This is a genomic window from Streptomyces sp. NPDC006296, assembly GCF_040613235.1.
Taxonomy (GTDB): Bacteria; Actinomycetota; Actinomycetes; order Streptomycetales; family Streptomycetaceae; genus Streptomyces.
This window is the reverse complement of record NZ_JBEXRT010000002.1, coordinates 131331-154933: the sequence shown is the minus strand read 5'-3', so window position 1 is coordinate 154933 and position 23603 is coordinate 131331. Positions and strand designations below refer to the sequence as shown.

The 23603-nt window shown below is 72.7% G+C and carries 21 protein-coding genes; 6 read left to right on the top strand and 15 right to left on the bottom strand.

The window, feature by feature from the left end:
* Positions 1 to 54 precede the first annotated feature (54 nt).
* Positions 55 to 201, bottom strand: coding sequence for a hypothetical protein (locus ABZ172_RS02065; RefSeq protein WP_356879170.1), 147 nt, complete (start codon positions 199 to 201; stop codon positions 55 to 57).
* Between the two features lie 49 nt (positions 202 to 250).
* On the bottom strand, positions 251 to 964 hold the full coding sequence (locus ABZ172_RS02060; protein WP_356879168.1) for an endonuclease V: 714 nt from the start codon (positions 962 to 964) through the stop codon (positions 251 to 253).
* 273 nt (positions 965 to 1237) lie between these two features.
* Here ABZ172_RS02060 and ABZ172_RS02055 point away from each other — a divergent pair, with 273 nt between their 5' ends.
* Both ABZ172_RS02055 and ABZ172_RS02050 read left to right on the top strand, forming a co-directional pair.
* A complete protein-coding gene (locus tag ABZ172_RS02055; protein WP_356879166.1) occupies positions 1238 to 1654 on the top strand; it encodes an SsgA family sporulation/cell division regulator in 417 nt (138 codons plus the stop codon).
* Positions 1655 to 2269: 615 nt separating this feature from the next.
* Positions 2270 to 3247, top strand: coding sequence for an acyl-ACP desaturase (locus ABZ172_RS02050; RefSeq protein WP_356879164.1), 978 nt, complete (start codon positions 2270 to 2272; stop codon positions 3245 to 3247).
* Positions 3248 to 3594: 347 nt separating this feature from the next.
* Here ABZ172_RS02050 and ABZ172_RS02045 read toward each other — a convergent pair whose 3' ends face one another.
* Both ABZ172_RS02045 and ABZ172_RS02040 read right to left on the bottom strand, forming a co-directional pair.
* Positions 3595 to 3846, bottom strand: coding sequence for a WhiB family transcriptional regulator (locus tag ABZ172_RS02045; protein ID WP_356879162.1), 252 nt, complete (start codon positions 3844 to 3846; stop codon positions 3595 to 3597).
* Positions 3847 to 3949: 103 nt separating this feature from the next.
* On the bottom strand, positions 3950 to 4741 hold the full coding sequence (locus ABZ172_RS02040) for a VOC family protein (RefSeq protein ID WP_356879160.1): 792 nt from the start codon (positions 4739 to 4741) through the stop codon (positions 3950 to 3952).
* Between the two features lie 193 nt (positions 4742 to 4934).
* Here ABZ172_RS02040 and ABZ172_RS02035 point away from each other — a divergent pair, with 193 nt between their 5' ends.
* The gene (locus tag ABZ172_RS02035) at positions 4935 to 7136 is read left to right on the top strand and encodes a DEAD/DEAH box helicase (protein WP_356879158.1); all 2202 of its coding nucleotides are present in this window, start codon (positions 4935 to 4937) and stop codon (positions 7134 to 7136) included.
* Positions 7137 to 7143: 7 nt separating this feature from the next.
* On the opposite strand, the gene ABZ172_RS02030 is transcribed toward ABZ172_RS02035, so the two are convergent.
* Entirely contained in the window at positions 7144 to 8133 is a 990-nt protein-coding gene (locus ABZ172_RS02030) for a multicopper oxidase domain-containing protein (protein WP_356879156.1), read from the bottom strand.
* Positions 8134 to 8384: 251 nt separating this feature from the next.
* On the opposite strand from ABZ172_RS02030, the gene ABZ172_RS02025 reads away from it, so the two are divergent.
* Together ABZ172_RS02025 and ABZ172_RS02020 are read left to right on the top strand one after the other, a co-directional pair.
* A complete protein-coding gene (locus ABZ172_RS02025; protein WP_356879154.1) occupies positions 8385 to 10883 on the top strand; it encodes a ThuA domain-containing protein in 2499 nt (832 codons plus the stop codon).
* Positions 10880 to 13120 carry a family 16 glycoside hydrolase gene (locus ABZ172_RS02020; RefSeq protein WP_356879152.1) on the top strand — a complete coding sequence of 747 codons (2241 nt, stop codon included), beginning with the start codon at positions 10880 to 10882 and terminating at the stop codon, positions 13118 to 13120. Before ABZ172_RS02025 ends, ABZ172_RS02020 begins: the two co-directional genes overlap by 4 nt.
* A gap of 16 nt (positions 13121 to 13136) precedes the next feature.
* On the opposite strand, the gene ABZ172_RS02015 is transcribed toward ABZ172_RS02020, so the two are convergent.
* Entirely contained in the window at positions 13137 to 14207 is a 1071-nt protein-coding gene (locus ABZ172_RS02015) for an ABC transporter permease (RefSeq protein WP_356879150.1), read from the bottom strand.
* The gene (gene ligD, locus ABZ172_RS02010) at positions 14204 to 15214 is read right to left on the bottom strand and encodes a non-homologous end-joining DNA ligase (protein WP_356879381.1); all 1011 of its coding nucleotides are present in this window, start codon (positions 15212 to 15214) and stop codon (positions 14204 to 14206) included. Before ligD ends, ABZ172_RS02015 begins: the two co-directional genes overlap by 4 nt.
* 94 nt (positions 15215 to 15308) lie before the next feature.
* Here ligD and ABZ172_RS02005 point away from each other — a divergent pair, with 94 nt between their 5' ends.
* The gene (locus ABZ172_RS02005; protein ID WP_356879148.1) at positions 15309 to 16370 is read left to right on the top strand and encodes an ATP-dependent DNA ligase; all 1062 of its coding nucleotides are present in this window, start codon (positions 15309 to 15311) and stop codon (positions 16368 to 16370) included.
* A gap of 4 nt (positions 16371 to 16374) precedes the next feature.
* On the opposite strand, the gene ABZ172_RS02000 is transcribed toward ABZ172_RS02005, so the two are convergent.
* The 8 genes from ABZ172_RS02000 to ABZ172_RS01965 are packed head-to-tail and all read right to left on the bottom strand — an operon-like array spanning position 16375 to position 23602.
* The gene (locus ABZ172_RS02000; RefSeq protein WP_356879146.1) at positions 16375 to 17574 is read right to left on the bottom strand and encodes a lytic transglycosylase domain-containing protein; all 1200 of its coding nucleotides are present in this window, start codon (positions 17572 to 17574) and stop codon (positions 16375 to 16377) included.
* Positions 17575 to 17592: 18 nt separating this feature from the next.
* The gene (locus tag ABZ172_RS01995) at positions 17593 to 18372 is read right to left on the bottom strand and encodes a hypothetical protein (RefSeq protein ID WP_356879144.1); all 780 of its coding nucleotides are present in this window, start codon (positions 18370 to 18372) and stop codon (positions 17593 to 17595) included.
* 40 nt (positions 18373 to 18412) lie between these two features.
* Positions 18413 to 18943: a hypothetical protein gene (locus ABZ172_RS01990; RefSeq protein WP_356879142.1), complete on the bottom strand. Its 531-nt coding sequence runs from the start codon at positions 18941 to 18943 to the stop codon at positions 18413 to 18415.
* A gap of 13 nt (positions 18944 to 18956) precedes the next feature.
* Positions 18957 to 19559, bottom strand: a complete 603-nt coding sequence (locus ABZ172_RS01985) for a hypothetical protein (protein ID WP_356879141.1) — start codon at positions 19557 to 19559, stop codon at positions 18957 to 18959.
* A complete protein-coding gene (locus ABZ172_RS01980; RefSeq protein ID WP_356879139.1) occupies positions 19556 to 20077 on the bottom strand; it encodes a hypothetical protein in 522 nt (173 codons plus the stop codon). The genes ABZ172_RS01985 and ABZ172_RS01980 overlap by 4 nt, the downstream gene beginning before the upstream one ends.
* Complete coding sequence (locus ABZ172_RS01975) at positions 20074 to 21330, bottom strand: MlaD family protein (RefSeq protein ID WP_356879137.1); 1257 nt, start codon at positions 21328 to 21330, stop codon at positions 20074 to 20076. Before ABZ172_RS01975 ends, ABZ172_RS01980 begins: the two co-directional genes overlap by 4 nt.
* Entirely contained in the window at positions 21327 to 22469 is a 1143-nt protein-coding gene (locus ABZ172_RS01970; protein WP_356879135.1) for an MCE family protein, read from the bottom strand. Before ABZ172_RS01970 ends, ABZ172_RS01975 begins: the two co-directional genes overlap by 4 nt.
* Entirely contained in the window at positions 22466 to 23602 is a 1137-nt protein-coding gene (locus ABZ172_RS01965) for an MCE family protein (protein WP_356879133.1), read from the bottom strand. Before ABZ172_RS01965 ends, ABZ172_RS01970 begins: the two co-directional genes overlap by 4 nt.
* Position 23603 lies beyond the last annotated feature (1 nt).

Below are 23603 nucleotides of genomic sequence, written 5' to 3'. Positions count from 1 at the left end.
GGTGGCGGCGTCACGCTGAGCCGTGGTGGGGGCGGTGCCCCGGCGGGCGGCCGTTCAGAGCATCCAGGACGCCAGCGTGACGACCATGGAGACGGTCCAGGCGACTCCGGCGAGGACACCCAGAGTCATGCCCACGGCGACGCCGCGCTGGGAGAGACGTACGGTTCCGGTGCTCATCTGCGGTGCGTGGTGGTCGATCATGCGTACCAGCCTGCCCCTGATGTTCGACGAGGAACATCCGTTCATGTACTCAGTCGGCAACAGAACCGGGACCGGCCCCCGGCCGGCCGCCGACCGCCTCCCGGAGGGCGGACCGGCAGAGGGCGTCGGCCCTGCGGGTGGTCTCCGGCTGGCGGAAGTCCCGGGCCAGGGCGAGCGTGTGGGCGCAGGCGTTGTCCAGGGTGGTGCGGTGGCCGACGGAGACGAAGACCGGCTTCACGGCCTCCCGGGTGCGCAGCGCCCGGCCCACCTCCTCGTCGCCGTCGAGGAGCGGGGCGGTGTCGCCGCGCCGGGGCCCGGGCTCCTCGTGGCGGAAGGTGAACGGGTTCTTCGCGACACCGATGACCGGCAGCCCGGTGAGCACCCCGAGGTGGCTGGCCAGTCCGAACCTGCGCGGGTGGGCCCGCCCGTAGCCGTCGCAGACCACGAGGCCCGGGTCCACCGGCAGGCCCTCCAGCGCCGACAGGACCGCCGGGAGCTCGCGGAAGGCCAGGAGTCCGGGGACGTACGGGAACGTCACCGTGCCCTCGGCGGTGGATTCGGCGACCACCTCCAGGGTCGCCGCGTCCAGGACGACGGCCGCCGCGACGACGAGGTCCCGACCGTCGTCGTAGGCCACGTCGACCCCGGTGACCCGGCCGGTCCCGGGCGGAGGCCCCGGCTCGTCCAGCACGACGCGGGCGCGCAACGCGTCCTGGACCGCGCGGGCTTCGGCCTCGTCGGCGGGCATCCGGAAGGTCGTCATGAGCGGTCAGTCTAGGACGAGCCGCGCAGGGCGGACCCGGCGGTCGCACGCGGCGGGCCGACCCCGCACGGCCCTCTCCTCCCCCGGCCGGGGCGGCGGCCGGTCACCGATGGGCGGGCGCCGGGGTGCGCCCCGCGAAACGGGGCAGTCGACCGGTGGGGGAAGAGCATGAGCGGTGACACAGCTCACTCCGCACGGCAGTCACGGATGAAGGCGTTCCGTCGTCTACTCCCATGCCGGGAACCGTTCGTCCGAGGCGAGAGGGAGCAGGTCTTGTCGACCGTAATCGAGCAGTCCGTGCAGGCACGCATGGTCGCGTCCGCACCGCGCATGGAGACCCTGCCGGCCACCCTGCACTACGACCGCACGGATCCCTTCGCCGTCCGCATGGCGTTCCCGGCGCCCGCGACCCTCGAAGGCACCGAGGTCTCCTGGGAGTTCTCCCGCGAGCTGCTCACCGCGGGCATGGACGAACCGGCCGGTGTCGGCGACGTGCGGGTCCGGCCGTTCGGGTACGACCGCACGGTGCTGGAGTTCCACGCGGTCGAGGGCATCGCGATGGTGCATGTGCGGACCTCCGAGGTGCGCCGCTTCCTGAAGCGGGCCCAGGAGCTCGTCCCGGCCGGGGACGAGTCCCTGTTCCTGGACCTGGACGGCGACCTGACCGAGCTGCTGGGCGGCTCCGCCTGACCTCCGCGCCCGTCCGACGGCCGTCCGGGCCGGGGTGTCCCGCCCGGCCCGCGAGCGCCTGCGAGCCACCCCGGCAGCGCTGACGTTCGCGGGACCGTCGGCCCCGCTGGGCGGCTCCCGCCGAGGCGGTCCGGACCGGGCTGCCGCACCCCCGGGTCCGTCCGGGCCGGGGCGTCCCGCCCGGCCCGCGAGCGCCTGCGAGCCACCCCGGCGGCGCTGCTGTTCGCGGGTCCGGCCCGCGGCTGCTGATCCCGGACCGGCCGACGGACGGCCTCGGCCTGCCCGGTGCGCAGCGCCCGTCGTCGGCGCCGGAGACGTACGAGGGGGCGCCGGTGGCGGCGAGCCACGACCCGCCGCTCCCGGGATCACCGGGCGTCACCCGATAGCTTCTGCCGGACGCGTACGGACACCGGGACACCGGCCCCGGTCAACTCCCGGACATGCGCGACCGGGCTGTCCGACTTGCCCCGTCCTGGACGGCTGCCGCCTGCCCGGACGACCGTGAGTGAGCGCACGTTGCGGGGACCGGGCTTGGCTCCGGGCTTACCACCGCCTTAACCTACGGTCACGTAACCTACGAAGCCGTAGGTAAACCTCCCGTCCCCAGGAGCCCCCGTGACGATCGCCTCTCCCCACCTCGGCAGTTCGAAGGCGTGGACCGACGCCCAGCTGCTGTACGCACTGGAGGAGGTGGTGGAGAAGGAACTCAACCGCCATCTCAAGGTCGCCAAGGACTGGATGCCGCACGAGTACGTGCCGTTCTCCGACGGCCGGAACTTCCCCGGGATCTTCGAGGACGGGGAGGCCTGGGAGACCGGCCAGTCCAAGGTCACCGACATCGGGCGCATCGCCCTCGTCGTGAACCTGCTGACCGAGGACAACCTCCCCAGCTACCACCACGAGATCGCCTCCCTCTTCGGCCGCGACGGAGCCTGGGGCACCTGGGTGCACCGCTGGACCGCGGAGGAGGGCCGGCACGGCATCGTGATGCGCGACTACCTGCTGACCTCGCGCGCCGTGGACCCGGACAAGCTCGAAGAGTTCCGCATGGCGCACATGGCGGAGGGCTTCGAGTCCGACAACCGCCACTCCATGCTGCACTCCGTGGCCTACGTCGCCTTCCAGGAGCTCGCGACCCGCGTCTCGCACCGCAACACCGGCCACCAGTCGGGCGACCCCGTCTGCGACCGGATGCTGGCCCGGATCGCGACGGACGAGAACCTGCACATGGTCTTCTACCGCAATCTGCTGGGCGCCGCCTTCGACCTCGCCCCGGACCTCACGATGCAGTCGGTGCGCGACGTCGTCGTCAACTTCCGGATGCCCGGGCACGGCATGCCGGGCTTCGAGCGGGCCGCCGCGCAGATGGCGATCGGCGAGATCTACAACATGCGCATCCACCACGACGACGTGATCCAGCCCGTCCTGCGGTACCTCAAGGTCCTCGACATCGACGGCCTCGGCCCCGAGGGTCTCAAGGCGCAGGAGGAGCTCGGACTGTACATGAGCGGCCTGGACAGCGAGGCGTCGAAGTTCGACGAGAAGCTGGCGGCGCGCAAGGCCCGCCTGGCGGCCAGGGCCGCCCAGAGCTGATCCCCCGGTCCCCGCCCGGACCACCACCCGGCACGGATCGGGATCCGCTCCCCGACCCGTCCGCCGGACCGCAGCGGAGCACGCCTCACGCGTGCGCCGCTGCTCCGCGTCCGGGCGCGGCCGGTCCCGTCACCGGACGGGCCACCGGTGCGCCGGGGCACGGGCAGACCCTCCGGACCGGCTGACGGGTCCCGGCCGGCCCCCGCTCGGGGAGGCCGGTACCGCACGGTGCGGGGCGCGGCGGGTCGCCGCACGGTACGGGGCCAGGGGCGCGGGCCGGCGACGTGTCGCACGGTGCGCGGCCCGGCCCGGCGGCGTGCCGCACGACAGGGGGCAGTGCCCGGTGGTCAGCTCCGCCCGGGCCGCCCTCTGCGGAGCAGGTCCCGCTCCTTCTCGGAGAGGCCGCCCCACACGCCGAAGCGCTCGTCGTGGGTGAGTGCGTACTCCAGGCAGGCCAGCCGGCCCTCGCAGGCGTTGCACAGCTGCTTGGCCTCGCGGGTGGAACTTCCCGGCGCGGGGAAGAAGAACTCCGGCCCGGCCTGCGCGCACAGCGCGGTCTCCTGCCAGGTGAGAGCGTCGGTCACGGTGTTGATCGGCATGACCGACACAGTGCCCGGCCGCGATAAACAGGTGATCAACGATGCGTCAACGGGGGCCCGGCCGGGTGTGCGGTCCGCCGGGCCGTCGGGGCGCGGCAGCGGCCTACCCCATGGGTGCGGGCCTGATGACCGCGAAGGCGGCCCCCGCGGGGTCGGCGAAGGTGGCGATCCGGCCGACCTCCGGCAGGTCCGTGGCGGCCATGGTCACCCGGCCGCCGAGCCGCTCGGCGGCGGACACCGCGGCGTCGGTGTCGTCCACGGCGAAGTAGGGCAGCCAGTGCGGTCCGGCCGCCGTCTCGCTGGGCACCTGGTCCAGGGGCACGAGCCCTCCGAAGGCGGACTCGTCGTTGTCCGTGCCCGCGGGCCGTACGACCGTGTAGGTGCCGCCGGGGAAGTCCATCTGGCGGGTCTGCCAGCCGAAGACCGTGTGGAAGAACGCGGCTGCCGAGGGCACGTCCGGGGTGTACAGCTCCGACCAGATCAACGAGCCGGGTTCCATGATCATGCCGAGACCGGGGTTCGTCCCGGGCTGCCAGACACCGAAGTACGCGCCGTTGTTGTCGGTGAAGCCGCCCATGCGCCCGTAGTCCAGCACGTCCATCGGCGGGAACGCGGCCCTGCCCCCGGCCAGCTCCACCGTCCGCGCGGTGGCGTCGGCGTCGGGGCTCTGGAAGTAGACCGACCAGGAGGGCCTGCCCTGGCCCTCGGGCACGGTCATCACCCCCGCGACGGTCCTGTCCCGCAGCCGGTACGTCCCGTAGCCGCCGGTCTCGGGGCCGCCGGGCACCAGCTCCCAGCCGAAGAGGCCGCTGTAGAAGGTCGTGGCCGCGTCGATGTCGGGCGTGCCGAGGTCGACCCAGTCGGGGGCGCCGGTCTCGAAGGACGGATCGAGCATGGTGACTCCTTCAGCGGTCGCGTGGTGGCGTTCGTCCGCACGGGCGGAGAGGTTCCGTCCCTCCGAGTCTGGCACCGGGCGGCGGCCGTCGCAGTTCGTGCCGTACGGGGCGGCACGGGCCCCGTGGGACGATGAACCCGGTGGTGGTGGGCCCGCGGTGACAGCCGGCTCAGGGGCGGGGACAGGGGGCGGGATGGCTCAGGCGGTACCCGGGGACGAGGTCTCCGGAGGCAGGGCCGCACGCCGGCTGATCGAGGAGGCGCGGGAGCTCGTCGGCGCGGCCCGCGCGGTGCTGGACGACCACCGCGCGGCCGTGGAGTCCGCGCGGGCCGCGCTCACCCCCGTGCTGGACGGCCTCGTCGGGCTCGAACTGGCCGCCGTCCCGGTCGCCCGGCTCGCGGACGTCACCGAGGGCAGGCTGCGGACCGGAGCGCTGGAGAGGGCCGGCTACGGCACGGTCGGACTGGTCCACCGGGCCGGGCGCCACGAGCTCCGGCAGATCCCCGGTGTCGGGGCCCGGACGGCCGACCAGGCACTGGCCGCCGCGCGGCAGATCGCGCACGCGGTCGTCGACACCGTCGCCGTACGTATCGACATGGACGCGCCGGACGCGGCCACGACCGCGCTGCTGGTCGCGCTGCACCGGCTGGTGGAGGCGGGTCCCGACGCACGCCGGGCGGTCGACGCCGCGCGGCGCCTGGCCACGGAGCTGGACCCCCTCCTCACGGCGGCCGGACCGGCCGGGAGCCGGCTGCGGATGCTGTTCTCGGGCCGGCCGGCCCGCACCGGGGCGCTGACCGCCGTCGCCTCCGTCCGGACGGCGGTCCAGGACGCGGACTCACGCGGGCTGCGGACCCTGTTCGGGCAGGCGTCCGTCGACCTGCTCCGCGGCCCGGCGTCGGAGTCGGCCGCCTGGGTCGACTTCGAGCTGCGGTCGGCCGAGTACTACAGCCTGCTCGCCGAGCTGTCGGGCAGCGGACCTGACCGCGACGCCGCCGAGGGGTTCCTGCCCGCGGACCTCGCGGACCGGGTGCGCGGCCTGCGGCTCGACGACCGGTTCCTGCGCGTGTCGTTGCGCGGCTACCAGTCCTTCGGGGCACGGTTCGCGCTGGCCCAGAAGCGGGTGATCCTCGGCGACGAGATGGGACTGGGCAAGACCGTGCAGGCGATCGCCGCCCTGGCCCACCTCGCGGCCGGCGGCGAGACCCACTTCCTGGTGGTGTGCCCGGCGAGCGTGCTGATCAACTGGCGGCGGGAGGTCGTCTCGCGCTCCACCCTGCGGGCCGTGCAGGTGCACGGCCCGGACCGCCGGGGGGCGTTCGACGAGTGGTGCGAGCGGGGCGGGGTCGCCCTGACCACCTTCGACGCCCTGCACACGCTGCCCGAGGGCGCCGGGTCCGGGGTCAGGCCCGGGATGGTGGTGGTGGACGAGGCCCATTTCGTGAAGAACCCCGAGACGCGGCGGTCCCGGGCCGTGCACGGCTGGACCCGGCACACCGACCGGGTGCTGTTCCTGACCGGTACCCCGATGGAGAACCGGGTCGAGGAGTTCCGGAGCCTGGTCCGCCAGGTGCGCCCCGGGACGGAGCCGCCGGTGGCCTCCACCCACGGGGCCGCGGGATCGGGCGCCTTCCGCCGGGCGGTCGCCCCCGCCTACCTGCGCCGCAACCAGCAGGACGTGCTGGGCGAACTCCCCACGCTGGTGCGGGCCGACGAGTGGGAGGAACTCTCCCCCGCCGACCACGAGGAGTACCGCGAGGCGGTCCGCTCCGGGCACTTCATGCGGATGCGCCGCGCCGCGTACGCCCGGCCCGGGACGTCGGCGAAGCTGAACCGGCTGCGCGAGCTGGTCGGCGAGGCGGAGGAGAACGGCCTCAAGGTCGTGGTGTTCTCCTACTTCCGCGAGGTGCTCCGGGCCGTCGGGGACTCGCTGGGCGACGGGGTGTTCGGGCCCGTCTCCGGCAGCCTCCCGGCCGCGCGCCGGCAGGAGCTGGTCGACGCCTTCGGCGCGGTGGACGGGCACGCGGTCCTGCTGAGCCAGATACAGGCCGGCGGTGTCGGGCTCAACATCCAGGCGGCCTCGGTCGTCATCCTGTGCGAGCCGCAGATCAAACCGGCCCTGGAGCACCAGGCGGTGGCCAGGGCGCACCGGATGGGCCAGGTCCGCACGGTGCACGTCCACCGGCTCCTCGCGGCGGACAGCGTGGACCAGCGGATGCTGGACATCCTGGAGCGCAAGGACCGGCTCTTCGACGCCTACGCGCGGCGCAGCGACGTCGCCGAGTCGACGCCCGACGCCGTCGACGTGTCGGACGGGGGCATCGCCCGGCGCATCGTCGAGGAGGAGCAGGAGCGGCTCGCCTCCGGGGCCCGGCCGGAGCCGTCCGGGGCCTGACCGGGGGTCAGTGCGCGTGGTCCCCGGCCGCGCCCGCGGCGTGGTGCGGCGGGTCGTACCCGGGGACCGTGCCGTCGGCCTTGGCGACGAGCAGCAGTCCGGCCATCCCCATGTCGGAGTGGCTCTGGACGTGGCAGTGGTACATCCAGGCGCCCGCTCCCACGTGTTCGCCCGCGATGATCTGGAAGCCGAAGGAGTCGGCGGGGCCGCAGATCTTGGTGTCGATCACTCGGCTGGGGTCGTCGGGCCCGGTGAGCAGTCCCGTCCGGTTGTCCGCCCAGCGGTGCCCGTGGATGTGGAACGTGTGGTAGTACTCGCCGTGCGTGATCATCACGACCTCGACCCGGTCGCCCACGGTGGCCTCGAAGTTCGGGCTCTCGGACGCCGACTTGTTGTTGATCGTCATGTCGTTGAAGACGATCGTGATCGTCTTGTCCGGCAGGACGTCGCCCTTGCGGCGCACCACGAGGGGTCCGTAGAGGCCCTTGCGGATACCGCCCGTGCCGTGGTCGGTGCCGACGACGTGGTCGTGGTAGTGCCAGTAACCCGCGCTGCCGGCCTGCCAGGTGCCGTCCTTGCGCCGGCCCGGGACATGGGTGCGCCAGGTGTACGTACGGGTGCCGCCCGGTTCGACGTGGCTGCGGTTCATCCGGGTGCCGTCGCTCGCGATGTCGTAGTCGACACCGTGCACGTGGAGGCTGGCGTCGACGTCCGTGGTGTTCTCGAACTCGATGTGCAGCGTGTCGCCCTCGGTGATCTCGATGAGCGGACCGGGCACCGACGCCTTGCCCTTCTCCAGGCCGTAGCCGAGCTGACCGTCCGGCAGCTTCTCGGCGTACAGCTTGAGATGGCGTACGGCGCCGCCCGCGGGGGCCGTCTTCGCGGGGTTCTCCGCGGAGGTGGCCTGCACCGCGCCGAGCGACATCGATGTCACGCCGGTGGCCGCCGCCACACCGCCGCCCACCAGCATCCGGCGGTTGAAGGTCCTTCGGTCCATGTCGAACTCCCCACTGACAGACGGAAACTGGCGTACTGCTCCTCTGGACGGCCCACACGGTAGCCGGGGCCCGTTGGTTTATCCACACTCAGGACAAAGTTCGTTCGATTGCTGCCATAGCTATTGGCGAGTCACGAAAAGAGGTCTAGCTTCGTGCGCTGTCACCGTGACTTCAGAGTCGCGACGCCCAGGAAGTGGCAGGAAGTGACAAGAAGTGACCGGAGAAGTGACCCAGAGGGGTGGGTGACCACATGCAGCGCACACCACATCACAGGTCCAGATCGCGCCGCGGTATCGCGGCGGCGGTGGCGATCGGCGGCCTGACCGCGTCCCTGCTCGGCGGCAACGCGGCCACCGCCAGCCCGTCTCCCGGCCCGGGGCTGAAGGAAAGGGTGGCGACAACGTTGTCCCTTCCCTCGCCGCCGGGCGGGGCCAACGTCAAGGTCCTGGTCTTCCACGCCTCGGCGGGCGAGGAGCCCGCGAACGTGGACGCCGGGATCGAGGCCATCGAGAAGATCGGTCTCAGCGGACCCGAGGCGGGGCGCTTCAAGACCGTCGCCACCGACGACGCCGGAGTCTTCACCAACGGCAAGCGGCTCGGCTCGTTCAACGCGGTCGTCTTCCTGACCGGCGGCGGCGATGTGCTCGACCCGGAGCAGGAGGCCGGTCTCGAGGCCTACATGGAGGCCGGCGGCGGCTTCCTCGGCATCCACGACGCGGCCCGCACCGAGCCGTACTCGGACTGGTTCACCGGTCTGATCGGCGCCCGCCCGGCGGCGGACAGCCCGACGGCGGTGCAGCGCGCCACCGTGGAGATCGGCGACCGGCAGCACCCGGCGACGAAGAACCTCCCGCTGGAGTGGAAGCGCCCGGACAAGTGGCTGAACTGGAAGGACAACCCGTCGGGCGACGTGCACACGGTGGCGCGCGTCCGCGAGATCACCTACGCGCCGGGCAAGAGCGCCAACGGCTGGGACCACCCGGTCTCCTGGTGCCGCGACTACGACGGCGGACGCTCGTTCTACACCGCCATGGGCGGTACGGCCGCCGGCTTCGCCGAGACCGACTTCCGGGACCACCTGCGCGGCGCGCTGGCCTGGACGAACCGCACCTCGCAGGCCGACTGCAAGGCCACCATCGACTCCAACTACACGGCGGAGCGGCTCACCCAGCCCAACCAGCCGGGGCAGAACGACCAGATCGGTGAGCCGCACGGCCTGGTGACCGCGAAGGACGGGCGGGTCTTCTACATCGGCCGCGGCGGCGCGGACAGCAGCGTGCCGGTCGTCACGGACTGGAAGGACCCGAACGTCGGCAAGGGCGCGGGCGAGATCCACGTGTACGACCCCGCGACCAAGAAGGTCACCCTCGCCGGCAAGCTGAGCGTCTTCGGCAACAAGGGCGGCGGCGACGAGCTGGTCAAGGTGGAGGAGGGCCTGCTCGGCATCGAGCTGGACCCGGACTTCGCCACCAACGGCTGGGTCTACCTGCACTACACCCCGCACGCGAAGATCGACCGCGACAAGCAGATGGCGGTGCGCCAGGTCTCCCGCTTCACCTTCGACCACGCCACGAGCAAGCTGGACCTGGCGTCCGAGAAGGTGCTGCTGAACTGGCCGGTCCAGATCCACAGCTGCTGCCACGCCGGCGGCGGCATGGCCTGGGACTCCAAGGGCAACCTCTACGTCGCCACGGGTGACAACAACTCCTCCGGCTTCACCGACGGCTACTCGGGCAACAACCCGGAGCCGAACTACAAGGGCGTGTCCTTCGCGGACGCCCGCCGCACCGCGGGCAACACCAACAACCTCAACGGCAAGATCCTGCGGATCCACCCCGAGGACGACGGCACCTACACCCTGCCCGAGGGCAACCTCTTCACCGGCAAGGAGCCGGACGAGGGCGGCGGCAAGACCCGCGGCGAGATCTACGTGATGGGCGTGCGCAACCCGGCGCGCATCTCGGTCGACACGGCGACGGACACCCTCTACGCGGGCTGGGTCGGACCCGACGCGGGCGCTCCCAGCACCACCTGGGGCCCGGCGAAGTACGACACGTTCTCCGCGATCACCAAGGCGGGCAACCACGGCTGGCCGTACTGCATGGGCAACAAGCAGCCCTACCGGGACCGCAACCTGCCCGACCCGTCCAAGCCGCTCGGCTGGTACGACTGCGACGCCCCGCGGAACGAGTCGCCGAACAACGACGGCCTGGTCAAGCTTCCGCCGGTGACCGGCAACACCATCTGGTACTCCCCCCAGGGCGGCGGCGTCGACTACCCGCGCGACGCCGACGGTGTCCCGAGCTACAAGCCCGAGGAGCAGAAGGAGCTCCTGCCCTGGCTCAAGGGCGGTGGCCAGGCCACGATGAACGGCCCGGTGTACCGCTACGACGCGGCGAGCACGAGCGAGGCCAAGTGGCCGTCCTACTGGGACGGGAAGTGGTTCGTGGGTGACTTCTACGACGACACCCAGCCGCGCCACGCCGTGCTGACCGATCCGAAGACGGTCGGCAAGGGCGGTCTGCCCACGCACGCCGAGTCCCTGAAGAAGATCATTCCCGTCGGTGCGGACGGCATCCGCAACCTCATGGACTGGAAGTTCGCCCCGGACGGGTCGCTGTACGTCCTGGACTACGGACGCGGCTTCTTCACCTCCGACCCCAAGTCCGCGCTGTGGCGCGTGACGTACAAGGGCGGCGGTCCGACCCCGGCCGCCGCCGACCTGGCCAGGAAGGCGGCAGACCGGTGAGACATCCTTCCCTCCGCACACGGAAGCGGTACGGGCCCGCCCGGTGGTGGCTCGCCCTGCTCGGTTCGTTCCTGATGGTCCTCGGGCTCGCGTCGACCGCCGCGTACGGCCGCGACGACGACCGGGCGGCGCAGGCCGCCGACCAGGTCCTCAACTGGACGGCCGGCGACCCCATCGACCACTACCTCACGGCGCCCAAGACCGCCGTGGCCGGTGCCGCGACCATCGTCTTCGAGAACAGCACGGCCACCGGCAACACCACGGGCATGCCGCACACGCTGACGTTCAGCGTGTCGGACCCGGAGTACAACAGCGACGTCCCGGTCAACATCCTCGCCAACCCCAGTGACAGCGAGGGCGGCAAGCACAGTGTCGAGGTCACCCTCACGCCGGGCCGGTACTTCTACCACTGCACGATCCCCGGCCACGGCTCGATGCAGGGCATCCTGGAGGTGACCGAGGGCGGCGGCGGTGGCGACGACACCACGGCCCCCGAGACCTCGGCGACGGTGGACGGCGACAAGAACGCCGACGGCGCGTACATCGGCCAGGCGACGGTCACCCTGGCGGCGACCGACGCGGACTCGGGCGTGGACACCGTCGAGTACGCCCTCGGGGCGGACGGCGACTGGCAGCCCTACACGGCCCCCGTCGTGGTGAACGAGGTGGGGACGCACACCGTCCGCTACCGCGCCACCGACAAGGCGGGCAACGCGGCGGCGGAGAAGTCCGTCGACTTCGAGGTCGCCGCGCCGCCGACGGACGACGAGACGCCGCCGGAGACCTCGGCGACCGTCTCCGGCGAGAAGGACGACGCGGGAGCCTACCTCGGCATGGCCACGGTCACCGTGACCGCGTCCGACACCGGCTCGGGCGTCAACACCGTCGAGTACGCCCTCGGGGCGGACGGCGACTGGCAGCCCTACACCGCGCCCGTGATGGTGCACGAGGTGGGGACGCACACCGTCCGCTACCGCGCCACCGACCGGTCCGGCAACGTCGCGGCGGAGAAGTCCGTCGAGTTCACCGTCGTCGAGCCCCCGTCGCAGGACAAGACGCCGCCGGAGACCACCGTGGTGGTGTCGGGCGACAAGAACTCGGACGGCGCGTTCATCACCAGCGCCAAGGCCACGGTCACCGCGACCGACGCGGACTCGGGCGTGGACCGGATCGAGTACTCCCTGGACGGCGGCCCGTACCTGGCCTACTCCTCCCCGGTCATCGTCGACCGGGTGGGCTACCACACGTTCGCCCACCGGGCGACGGACAAGGCGGGCAACACCTCGGAGGCCAAGCAGTCCTCGTTCACCGTCGCACAGAGCGGCGGCGTTCCGGCCCCCAACTGCCCGGAGTTCGACGAGCGGCTCACCGTCATCGTCGGCACGGTCGACACGGGTGTCCCCAACCGGCTGACCGGCAACCGCTGCACGATCAACGAGCTCATCGAGGACGAGAAGGACTGGTCGTCGCACGCGCTGTTCCTCAAGCACGTCGACAAGGTCCTGGACAAGCTCCTCACCGACGGCGTCGTCGACGCCCGTGAGCACAAGAAGATCTACAAGGCGGCGAAGCAGTCCGGCATCGGCCGGCCGGGCCAGGACGAGGGCTACCGCAAGCTGTTCGACGGCACCGCCGGTTCCCTCGCCAAGTGGGAGCAGGTCGGCGGCGGGAAGTTCACGCTGAACGAGGAGGAGGGCTCGATCACCAGCTCCACCACCGTGGACGGCATGGGGATGCTGTGGTTCCCGGCCCGGCAGTACGGGGACTTCTCGCTGAAGCTCCAGTGGCGCGACGACGCACCCGGCGCGGGCAACGCCAACGGCGGGGTCTTCGTCCGCTTCCCGAACGTCCACGACCACCCGGAGGAGTCCCGTCCGGAGTGGGTCGCCATCAAGTACGGCCATGAGATCCAGGTGAACGACCGGCCCGACGGCGACATGTACAAGACCGGGTCCGTCTACGGCTTCGACCGGGTCGGCCTCGGCGGCGCGGGCGTCACGCCCAAGGGCACCTGGAACGACTACGAGGTCCGGGTGGTGGACCAGCACTACTCGATCTACCGCAACGGTGTCCTGCTGAACGAGTTCGACAACAACGGCGGCCAGCTCTTCGAGCCGCCGCGGGGCGACGACCCGGGCACCGACGGCCGGCGGTACGCCTCCGGTTACATCGGCCTCCAGGTCCACAGCACCACGGACGTGGTCTCGTACCGCGACGTCCGCGTCAAGGAGCTGTAGGAGCGGGACGGCACACTCAGGCGGCCGCGGCCGCGTGCTCCGGCACGCGGTCGCGGCCTCCGGGGTGCCGGTGCCGCCAGACCCAGAAGACCGTGCAGGACACCAGCGCCCAGGCCGCCAGCACCAGGTACGGGAAGAGGTACTGGTGGCCCTGGTAGTAGACCGCGGTGTGCTGGGCGTTGACCGAGGCTCCGGGCGGGAGCCAGCGCCCGACGTGCCCGAGCAGCGAGGGCAGCAGCGGCCAGGACACCGCCCCGCCGGACGACGGATTGCCGAGCAGCACCATGACACCCCAGGTCGGGATCATCGCCCACCGGCCCAGGAGGGTGTTGAACATCGTGAAGACCATCCCCGACGTGAACATCGTGAACGCCAGGATCAGCCACGACTGCGCGAACGGCAGGTCGAGCGCACCGAGCCCCCAGTCCACCACCGCGGCGATGGCGAACCCGCCGAGCAGGGCGTAGGCGACGGTGAACAGGATCCGCTCCAGCGGGTTCAGCGCCCGGGCGTGGACGCTGAGCTGGATCGCCCCGACGAAGCCGATGATGACGGCGGCGAGGGAGATGTAGAACAGGGCGAGGCCGCGCGGGTCCCCCGGCTGGAGCGGTTTGACGTCCTTGACGGTGAGCGGGACGCCCAGGGAGTCGGAGACCTTCAGTCCGGTCTCGCCGAGCAGCTGGGCGACGGTGGCGCCGGAGGCCCCGGCGACCTCCATCACCACGCCCGGCCCGGCGCTCCGCAGGACCGCGAAGACCCGCTGGCCGTCCAGGGCCCCGTCGGCCTGCGCGGCGTCCGGGTAACCGTGCAGTTCGAGCGAGGCGTCGAGCGCCTTCTCCATGCCCTGGACGAACTCCCCGACGCGGGGCGTCCGGGGCTGCTCCACGACCGCGACCGGGATGTGGTGCGGGGTCGGATTGGCCATCGCATAGGTGTACGACCCGGCGAAGAGCCCGGCCGCCGCCGCGAGGATGAAGAGCAGGACCACCGCGGGCAGGTACGGCGACTTCTTGTACGCCTCCCACCTCTCCCGCCGGGTCGGCGGCCTGCCGTGCGCCCCGTGGCCACCGGTGGCCCCGCCCGTCACGCGGCACCGCCGCCGTCGTGGCGGGCGCGGCTGGGCTGCACCCGCTTCGGCTCGCCCGGCATCTTCGGGTACTCCGGCGGGTAGGGCAGGTCGCCGAGCGCGTGCTCGTGCTCGTCCCGCCGGGCCAGCTCCAGCAGCCGGTCGAGCCGGAAGGCGTGGTCGTCCATGTCCGCGTGCAGGTCGCCGACCTCCGCGTACCGCACCTGCATGGTCCGCAGGTCGAAGTCGCGGGGCTCGGCGTCGTCGATCTCCTCCCAGCGCAGGGGTGCGGAGACGGGGGCGTGCGGGAAGGGGCGCACGGAGTAGGCGGAGGCGATGGTGCGGTCGCGGGCCGTCTGGTTGTAGTCGACGAAGATCCGCTCGCCCCGTTCCTCCTTCCACCAGGCGGTGGTCACCAGGTCGGGCATCCGGCGCTCCAGCTCTCGGCCCACCGCAATGGCACAGCGTCTGACCTGGGTGAACGTCCACTCGGGGACGAGCGGGACGAAGACGTGGAGGCCGCGCCCGCCGGAGGTCTTGGGCCAGCCGCGCAGTCCGTGGTCGTCGAGGACCGAGCGGAGCTCGTGGGCCGCCTTCACCGCATCGGCGTAGTCGGTGCCGGGCTGCGGGTCGAGGTCGATGCGCAGTTCGTCCGGGTGGTCGGTGTCCGCCCGGCGCACCGGCCAGGGGTGGAAGGTCAGGGTGCCGAGGTTGGCCGCCCAGAGGACGGCCCCGAGCTCGGTGGGGCACAGCTCGTCGGCGTGCCGGCCGCTGGGGAACTCGATCCTGGCGGTGGGGGTCCAGTCGGGGAGGTTCTTCGGCGCCCGCTTCTGGTAGAAGAAGTCGCCCTCGACCCCGTCGACGAAGCGCTGGAGCGTGGTGGGGCGCTCGCGCAGGGCTCGGAGGATTCCCGGTCCGACGGCCCGGAAGTAGTCGGCCACGTCCCTCTTGGTGTAGCCCTTCTCCGGGAAGTACACCTTGTCCGGGCTGGACAGCCGTACGGCCCGGCCGTCCACGTCCAGCTCCACCGCTGCTCCAGCTCCCATGTCGGCCACCGTAGGCCGGGCCCACATACGCCGCACATCGGAGGACGTACCGGGTGCGCCGGGTGAGAATCGGGCCATGGATCTGCCGGTGATGCCTCCCGTGAAGCCGATGCTCGCCAAGTCCGTGTCCGCGATTCCCCCGGGGATGCAGTACGAGGCGAAGTGGGACGGCTTCCGGGCGGTCGTGCACCGGGACGGCGACGAGGTGGTGATCGGCAGCCGGACGGGCAAGCCCCTCACCCGCTACTTCCCCGAGGTGGTCGCCGCCGTGCTGGAGCGTCTCCCCCGGCGCTGTGTGATCGACGGTGAGATCGTCCTGCCCCACGACGGGCGGCTGGACTTCGACCGGCTGAGCGAGCGCATCCATCCGGCCGACTCGCGGGTGCGGACGCTCGCCGAGCGGACCCCGGCGAGCCTCGTCGCCTTCGACGTCCTCGCGCTGGACGACCGGTCCCTGCTCACCGCCCCGCAGGCCGAGCGGCGGCGGATCCTGGAGGAGGTGCTGGCGGACGCCTCGGCCCCCGTGCACCTCGCCCCGGCCACCACGGACCCGGCCCTCGCACGGGAGTGGTTCGAGCGGTACGAGGGTGCCGGGCTCGACGGGGTGGTGGCCAAGCCGCTGGACCTGCCGTACCGGCCGGGCGCCCGCGCCATGTACAAGATCAAGCACGAGCGGACCGCCGACTGCGTGGTGGCGGGCTACCGCTTCCACAAGAGCGGTCCCGTGGTGGGCTCGCTGCTGCTCGGCCTGTACGACGCGGAGGGCGCCCTCCAGCACGTGGGGGTGTGCGCCGCCTTCCCGATGAAGCGGCGCGCCGCACTCGTCGAGGAGCTGGAGCCGTCGCGCATCGGTCCGGCGGACCATCCGTGGGCCGCCTGGGCGGACGCGTCGGCGCACGAGGGCGCACGGCTGCCGGGCGCTCCGAGCCGGTGGTCGGGCGGGAAGGACCTGTCCTGGGTGCCTCTCGCGCCGGAGCGGGTCTGCGAGGTGGCGTACGACCACATGGAGGGGGACCGCTTCCGGCACACCACGCAGTTCCGCCGGTGGCGGCCGGACCGCACTCCCTCCGGCTGCACCTACGCGCAGCTGGAGGAAGTGGTGCGGTACGACCTGTCGGAGGTGTTCGACCGCGGCTGAGCGGTCACGCGGTGGGGGTGGGGCAGGGCTCACCGGTGGGGGCGGCCGGATCGGGGGGCGGTGCGGGGGTCGGTGCGGGGTCGGTGGGGCAGCCGGGGTCGGGGGACTCCGTCGGGCCGGGCGTCGTGGTCGGGTCCGGGGTGGTGGTCGGGTCGGGTGTCGTGGTCGGGTCGGGCGTCGTGGTCGGATCCGGGGTGGTGGTCGGACCGGGGCCGGGGCTGCCGGAGTCCGTCGGCCCGGGGGTGGGGGTGACGGTGGGTGAGGTGGACGGGCGCGGGCTTCCGCCGGGCTGCGGGCCGACGACGATGCCGTCCCCCTTGCCGGGACCGCCGGGGCCGCCGGGGGTGCCGACCGGGGCCTGCGGTGCGTGGGGGCCGCCCGCTCCGGGACTCCTCGGGACGACGCCCTCGCCGTCGGCGACCGGGTGGGTGCCCTTGCGGTAGAACTCCAGCCAGGACAGCACCGTGTGCAGGTAGGCGGCGGAGTGGTTGTAGCTGAGGACCGCCCGGTCCAGGTCGGCCGGTACGGACAGGTCGCGGTCGCCCGCGCAGAGGTAGTGGCCCGCGGCCAGGGCGGCGTCCCTGACGTTGCCGGGGTCCTTGCGTCCGTCGCCGTTGCCGTCCCGGCCCCAGTGCGCCCAGGTGGAGGGGATGAACTGCATCGGCCCGACGGCCCGGTCGTACCGGGTGTCGCCGTCGTACACCCCGCCGTCGGTGTCCGGGATGTGCGCGAAGCCGGCTCCGTCGAGGACGGGGCCGAGGATCGGGGTGAGCGTGGTGCCGGCGGCGTCCACCCGGCCCCCGCCCGCGTGGCCGGACTCCACCTTGCCGATCGCGGCGAGCAGCTGCCAGGGGAGCCCGCACCCGGGGTCGCTGCGGCCGAGGGCGCTCTCCGCGGCGCGGTAGGCGGCGAGGACGGTCGCGGGGATGCCCGCCTCGGTCCAGGCGCGGACGACCGCGGGACCCGGCCGCTTCCCGCTCCTCAGGGGCTCGGGCGGCTCCGGTGACCGCAGGGGCGGGAGTTCGGTGTGGTAGCTGTCGTCGTTCGGCACCTCGGTCCAGACCACCTCGTCCGCCGTGCTCCTCACGGCGTCGTCGGCACCGCCCACGAGACCGGGGGCCTGGGACGCGGTGAGTGCCGCCATGGCGGCCACGGCGGTGGCCGTGCCGGTCAGCCCGCGGCGCATCGTTCCGTCGAACCTCATCGGTGCTCCCTCTCCGGGTCAGCGGGTGAACGTGTCGATGGCGGCGATCCGCCAGGTGTCACCGCGGCGTACGGCGTCCACGGCGAACATGGCGGCCGCGTAGGTCGTCTCCTCGTCCTTGCCGGTGCGGGTGTTGCTCTGGTCGGCGAAGACCAGCAGCCGGGCCCGGTCGCCGTCGAGGAGTTCGACCCCGCTCTCGGTGACGGTCGTGGTGAGCACCAGCTTCTGTTCCGGGGCCTGTGCGCGTACCTCGGCGAGCATGTCCTTGTGCTGCTGGACCGCCTTGCCGGTCAGGTACTTCTGCGCGGCCAGGTCCGACGTGCCCGCGGACGCGTACGTGTAGGAGAAGACGGCGCCCACGGCCTCGGAGATCTGCCCCTTGACCTCGCTCGTCCGGCTGATGTCGGTGAGGGCGGTGTTCTGCCGCGTGGGGTCCTCGCGGAGGGTCGCGGCGGAGCCGAACGCCCAGGCGGCGAAGGCCCCGAGGACGACGGTGGCGGTGCAGAGGGCGGCGGGGAGGCGGATGCGCAGGCGCGGTGCTCTGCGGGGAGCGTGTCCCTTCCCGGCCGCCTCGTCGGACGCGTCAGGTCCGGCGTCGGGGGCGGTGTCGGTGTCGGTGTCCTCAGGAGGCTCGTGGGGCTCACGGTCCTCAGCGGACTTGTGGGCCTCAGTGGCCTCAGGGGTCTCGACGGAACCGGCCGGCTCGGCCGGGGCCGTGGTCGCGCGGGGCGCGGCGGCCGCCGCGGTGACGGTGGCGAGCCTGCGGCGGCGGTTGACGAGGTGCCGGGTCGTGGACATGTCGGTAGTCCTCTCGAAGGGCGGTGCGGTCGGGCGGGGTTCAGCCGGCGGTGTTGCCGACCGGGGCCTGGCCGAGGGCGCTGAGCTTCCATCCCTCGGGGGTGCGGGTGAGCTGCCCGAGCATCCGGCTCTCCTTGACCGCGGGCTTGCCCTCCGGGGCCGTCACGGTGACCCGCAGCGCGACCATCACCCCCGCCCTGCCCGCCCGTTCGTCGAGCTCCGTCACCGCGCCCGACAGGATCTCGGCGGTGCTGACGGTCCGCGCCGCCTCGATCTGCTTGACGAACGCTGCTCTGCCGTCGACGAGTTGGCTGTGCAGGTCGCCGGTGGTCGAGTCCTCCCACCGGTCGAGTCCCCGCTCCACCTTCGCGTGGTCGAGCGTGTTCATGTTCTGCACGGCCTGCTCCCCCGCGGCCAGCGCGGCGTCGCGGGCCGCGGCGTAGGCCGCCGCGTCGTCGTGCGCCGCGGCGTAGCGCTCCCAGCCGCCCCAGCCGGCCGCGCCGGCCGCCGCGACCGCCAGCACGCTCGCCGCCACCACCAGCGGGTTCCTCGTCGTCCGTAGCCGTGCCATGGATGTGTCTCCCCTACCTGGAGGTGATGTCGACGATGATCCAGCGGTCGCCGCGCAGTTCCGCCGTGACCGAGAGCTGGGCGGCGGCCGTGGTGGCGTCCTTGCCCTCGCGCTCGTAGACCTGGTCGAGGAAGACGAGCAGGTGGGCGCTGCGGGTGCCGAGCCGGGTGACTCCGGCGCGTACGGCCTGCGAGGTCAGCGTGAGCTTCTGGTCGGCGGCCTGCTTCTCGACCTGGCCGAACAGCGCCGCGTACTGCTGGAGCGCCCTGCCGGCCAGCAGCCGCTCCGCCGCCTCCCTGGTGGCGGCGGTGCTGCGGGGGTTGTACGAGAAGACCGCGCCCAGGGCGCTGCTGACGTCGCCCACCACCCGGTGGGTCCCGGCGGTGTCGGTCAGCGCGCGGTTCGAGGTCGCCGGGGTGTCCCGCAGCTGCTGCCCCTTGACGAGGAGGACGGCCCCGGCGGCCAGCAGGACGACCGCCAGGCCCGCCGCGAGGACCCGGCGCCAGGGCGCCCGGCGGGCGGTGTCCGGCTCAGCGGTGCCGGCGCCGTCGTCGCCCGCCGCCGGGTCCGGCTTCGGGGAGGTGTCCTGGACCGTGGTCCCTCCGGGCCGGGTCATCCGCCGCTCCCGACCGGTATCGCGTCCAGTGCCTTGATCTTCCAGCCGCCGCCGGTGCGGGCCAGGGTCGCCTCGAAGCGTTTGCGCTCGGTGCCGGCGGCGCCGGTGCGCGGGGTGACGACGACGTCGACGGTGGCGATCAGCACCGCGGTTCCGGCCCCGGTGTCGAGTGCGGTGAGGGCCGCGTCGGTGACCTTGCCGCGCGCGGTCGTCCCGGCTTCGGTGAGTTCGGCGGCGTCCTTCTTCCGGGAGCCCGCCAGCCGCTCGTGCAGCGGGCCTGTGGAGGCGTCCAGCCAGGCCGCGAGCCCGGCCCCCACCCGGGCGGCGCTGGTGCCGTCCATGCTGGTGAGCCGTGCGAGGGCGCTCCGGCCGTCGGCGGTCGCCTCGTCACGCGCCGTGGCACGGGCCAGGGTGTCGTCGCCGCGGGCCTGCGCGTAGGACCAGCCGCCGAGCGCGCAGACCAGCACGGCCGCGAGCACGGCCGCCCAGCCGCCCAGGTTTTTCGTACGGGCGTTCACGCGCCCCCTCCCAGGCCGAGCAGCCCCGCCATGCCGGGGGCCGCGCTTCCGGTGTCCCCCCTGACGCCGAGGGCGCCCGGCGGTCCGGACCCGTCGGTGCCGGCGATCAGCGAGCCGGGCTTCGCGGGTTCCGGCACCCCGCCGCCGTCGGGGGCGTTGGCACTGCCGCGGACGTTCACGCCGCTGCCGGGCGAGGACGCGCAGCGCGCCTTCGTGTTGACCGGTGGGGCGGGCGAGAGGTCCTTGCCGGGGCGGTAGGTGGTGGCGCCGTATCCGGAGGTACAGGGCAGCGGCTCGAAGAAGGTGACGGACATCCCGAACCGGGCGCGTCCGTCCCCGTCGATGATGCTCGCCCCGGCCGCGGCCACCGCGGGCACCTTCACGAGCAGTTCCTCCAGTCCCCGCTGCCGGGTGACGGCGACCTCGGAGGTGGTCAGGAGATTGGCGACGACGACTCCGAAGCCGGGTTCGACGTCCCGCAGGAGTCCGCTGATCTGGGCGGTGGCGCCCGGCGCGGCGGCGATCAGCCGTCGCAGGTCGGTGTCGGAGCCCTTCAGCTCGGCGGCGAGCTCCTCGGCTCCGGAGGCGAACCCCTTGAGCGCCTCGCCCTGTTCGGCCTGGGTGCGCAGGACAATCTCGCCGTCCGCCATCAGCCGGGTGGTGGTCGGCAGCGCCCGGTCGGCCGCTTCGACGAAATCACCGCCGGTGTCCAGGAGTACCTGGAGGTCGTCCCCGCGCCCCTCGAACGCCGCGCCGAACTCCTCGACGACGGTGCGCAGGTCCTCCGTGTCGACGGAGGCGGCGAGGTCGTTGACGCTGGTGAGGACATCGGTGACGGGCGCGGGAACGGTGGTGTCCGCCTGGTCGATGACCGAGCCGTTCTCCAGGAACGGACCGTCCGCACGGGAGGGCCGCAGGTCGACGTACTGCTCACCGACGGCGGAGAGGCCGGCGACGACGGCTTCCAGGCGGTCCGGGATGGGCGGTGCGTCGTCCTCGATGCGCAGCTCCGCCTCGACGCCCTCGTCGGTGAGCCCGATCGGGCCGACCCGGCCGACGGAGACACCGCGGTAGGTGACGTCGGAGTGGGTGAACAGGCCTCCGGTCCGCGGCAGCTGGACGGTGACGGTGTAGTAGTCGCGCAGTCCGACGTAGTGGCCGAGGTCGGCGTACCGGGCGCCGAGGTGGCCGAGCACGAGTACCGCGATGACCAGGAAGGCGATGTTCTTCAGGCGGACGGCGAGGGTGATCATCGGCGGGTTCCCTCCGTACCGGGTGCGGTGACCGACGGGAGCGGCAGGGGCAGCGCGCCGCCGGACGTCCGCGCGGTGCCGGTCGCCGGCGGGGTGAGCGCGGGGATGATCTGTGTGCCGGGCACGGCGGTGACGTCCAGGTAGACGTTGAGGTAGTCGCCCTTCACCCCGCGCAGCACCTCGTCGGTGAACGGGTAGGTGAGCAGCACCTGGAGGGAGTCGGGGAGGTCCTTCCCCGAGTCCGCGAGTGCCGTGAGGGTGGGTGCGAGCGCCTTGAGGTCGGCGATCATGTCGGCCTTGCTCCTGTCGACCGTGTCGACGGCGACGGTGGAGAGCGTGTCCAGCGAGCGCAGCATGGTGAGGAGCGATCCGCGCTGCTGCTCCAGCACCTTCAGGCCCGGGCTGAGACCGGTGAGCACGGTTCCCACGTCCTGTTTGCGGGTGGCGAGGGTGGCGGCGAGCCGGTTGACGCCGTCGAGCGCGTCGGTGATGTCCGCCTTGTGCGTGTCGAGGTCGGTGACCAGGGTGTCGACGCGCTTCAGCATCGAGCGGATCTGGGGTTCCCGTCCGGCCAGGGCCTTGTCGAGTTCGGTGGTGATGGTCTTCAGCTGGGCGACGCCGCCGCCGTTGAGGAGCAGGGACAGGGCGCCGAGCACCTCTTCGACCTCGGGGTTGCGGTTGGTGCGGGCGAGCGGGATGCGGTCGCCGTCGGCCAGCGACCCCTTCGCCGTTCCGTCGGCGGGCGGGGAGAGCTGGACGTACTTCTCGCCGAGGAGGCTGGACTGTTCGAGGTGGGCGTAGGCGTTGGCGGGCATCCTGATGCTCCCGTTGACGCGCATGGTCACCCGGGCGGTCCAGGCGCCCGGGACGAGGTTGATCCCGGTGACCCGGCCCACGGCCACGTCGTTGACCTTGACGGAGGACTGCGGGGCGAGGCTGAGCACGTCCTTGAACTCGGCGGTGATCTCGTAGGGGTGGTCGCCGAGGTCGGCCCCGCCGGGCAGCGGCAGCTGGTCGATGCCCTCGAACGAGGGCAGGCCGGTGGTCGTGACGACGAGCACGCAGCAGACGCCGGCGGCCACCAGGGCGCCGAGGCCCGCGACCACGCGGTTGCCGGGGCCGCGCCGGGCGGGGCTCATCGGCCGTCCTCCTTCTTCTTTCCGCCCGTCCGGGCGGCCGCGGTGTCGTCCGGGGTGCCGTAGACGGTGCCGACGGCGGGCAGCGGCAGGACGGGCAGGGCCTTCCGCCGGGCGGTGTCCACCGGGGCGAGGCCCTGGAGTCCGGCGGTGCCGGCCCCGGGTTCGGTGAGCGGGCCGCCCATGGACAGCTCGTTGAGGTCGGTGCGCCCGTTGAGGGTGCGGTTCGCCGGGTCGTAGGACTCGAGTACGTTGCCCGCCGCGAGCGGCAGGGTGTCGAGCGACTCGGCGAGCGAGGCGCGCTGGTCGACCAGGGTCTGGGTGAGCGGGACCAGGAGGTCCACGTTCTCCTTGAGGGCGCCCCGGTTCTTCCGGATGAAGCCCTTGATCTGCCCGAGCGCGGTGCCCAGTTCCTTCAGCGCCGCCCCGAGGTTCTCCTTGTCGTCGGCGAGGAAGCCGGCGACGGTGTTGAGCTGTTGCTCGGCGGCGCGCACCTCACCGTCCTTCTCCTTGAGCACGGTGGTGAAGGTCTGCAGGTAGGACAACGTGTCGAAGAGGTTGCCGCTGGACCTGTCGAGGGTCTTCGTGGCCTTGCCGAACTGCTCGATGGAGTCTCCGATGGCCGCTCCGTTGCCCTGGATGTTCTCGGACCCGGTCCTCAGGAGTCCGGAGAGTGCCCCGTCGGCGTTGGCGCCGTCCGGGCCGAGGGCGGTGGAGAGCTCCGTGATCGACGCGTAGAGCTGGTCCACCTCGACCGGGGTGGCGTTCCTCTCGGCGGGGAGCACGGCGCCGCCCGCCAGCCGCGCTCCCCCGGTGTAGGCGGGGGCCAGCTGGACGTACCGGTCCGCGACGAGGCTGGGCGCGACGACGACGGCGTGCGCGTCCGCGGGGACCTCGACGCCCTCGTCGAGCCGCAGGGTGATCCGGACCTCCTCGCCGTGCGGCTCCACCGACTCGACGGTGCCCACCTTCACCCCGAGGATCCGCAGGTCGGATCCGGCGTACACCCCGGTGGCCCGGTCGAAGCAGGCGGTGACGGTGGTGCCGTCCCGGTCCATGGCGCTCACACCGGAGCCGACGGCCACGGCCACGACCGCGAGTCCGGCACCGATGCCGATGATGCGGGTGCGTCTCATG

Coding starts and splice junctions, on each gene's coding strand:
- ABZ172_RS02065 (WP_356879170.1), bottom strand. CDS start 201: ATGATCGACCACCACGCACCGCAGATGAGCACCGGAACCGTACGTCTC.
- ABZ172_RS01990 (WP_356879142.1), bottom strand. CDS start 18,943: ATGGCACGGCTACGGACGACGAGGAACCCGCTGGTGGTGGCGGCGAGC.
- ABZ172_RS02035 (WP_356879158.1), top strand. CDS start 4,935: ATGGCTCAGGCGGTACCCGGGGACGAGGTCTCCGGAGGCAGGGCCGCA.
- ABZ172_RS01970 (WP_356879135.1), bottom strand. CDS start 22,469: ATGAGCCCCGCCCGGCGCGGCCCCGGCAACCGCGTGGTCGCGGGCCTC.
- ABZ172_RS02025 (WP_356879154.1), top strand. CDS start 8,385: ATGCAGCGCACACCACATCACAGGTCCAGATCGCGCCGCGGTATCGCG.
- ABZ172_RS01975 (WP_356879137.1), bottom strand. CDS start 21,330: ATGATCACCCTCGCCGTCCGCCTGAAGAACATCGCCTTCCTGGTCATC.
- ABZ172_RS02005 (WP_356879148.1), top strand. CDS start 15,309: ATGGATCTGCCGGTGATGCCTCCCGTGAAGCCGATGCTCGCCAAGTCC.
- ABZ172_RS01985 (WP_356879141.1), bottom strand. CDS start 19,559: ATGACCCGGCCCGGAGGGACCACGGTCCAGGACACCTCCCCGAAGCCG.
- ABZ172_RS01995 (WP_356879144.1), bottom strand. CDS start 18,372: ATGTCCACGACCCGGCACCTCGTCAACCGCCGCCGCAGGCTCGCCACC.
- ABZ172_RS01965 (WP_356879133.1), bottom strand. CDS start 23,602: ATGAGACGCACCCGCATCATCGGCATCGGTGCCGGACTCGCGGTCGTG.
- ABZ172_RS02060 (WP_356879168.1), bottom strand. CDS start 964: ATGACGACCTTCCGGATGCCCGCCGACGAGGCCGAAGCCCGCGCGGTC.
- ABZ172_RS02045 (WP_356879162.1), bottom strand. CDS start 3,846: ATGCCGATCAACACCGTGACCGACGCTCTCACCTGGCAGGAGACCGCG.
- ABZ172_RS02030 (WP_356879156.1), bottom strand. CDS start 8,133: ATGGACCGAAGGACCTTCAACCGCCGGATGCTGGTGGGCGGCGGTGTG.
- ABZ172_RS02040 (WP_356879160.1), bottom strand. CDS start 4,741: ATGCTCGATCCGTCCTTCGAGACCGGCGCCCCCGACTGGGTCGACCTC.
- ABZ172_RS02000 (WP_356879146.1), bottom strand. CDS start 17,574: ATGAGGTTCGACGGAACGATGCGCCGCGGGCTGACCGGCACGGCCACC.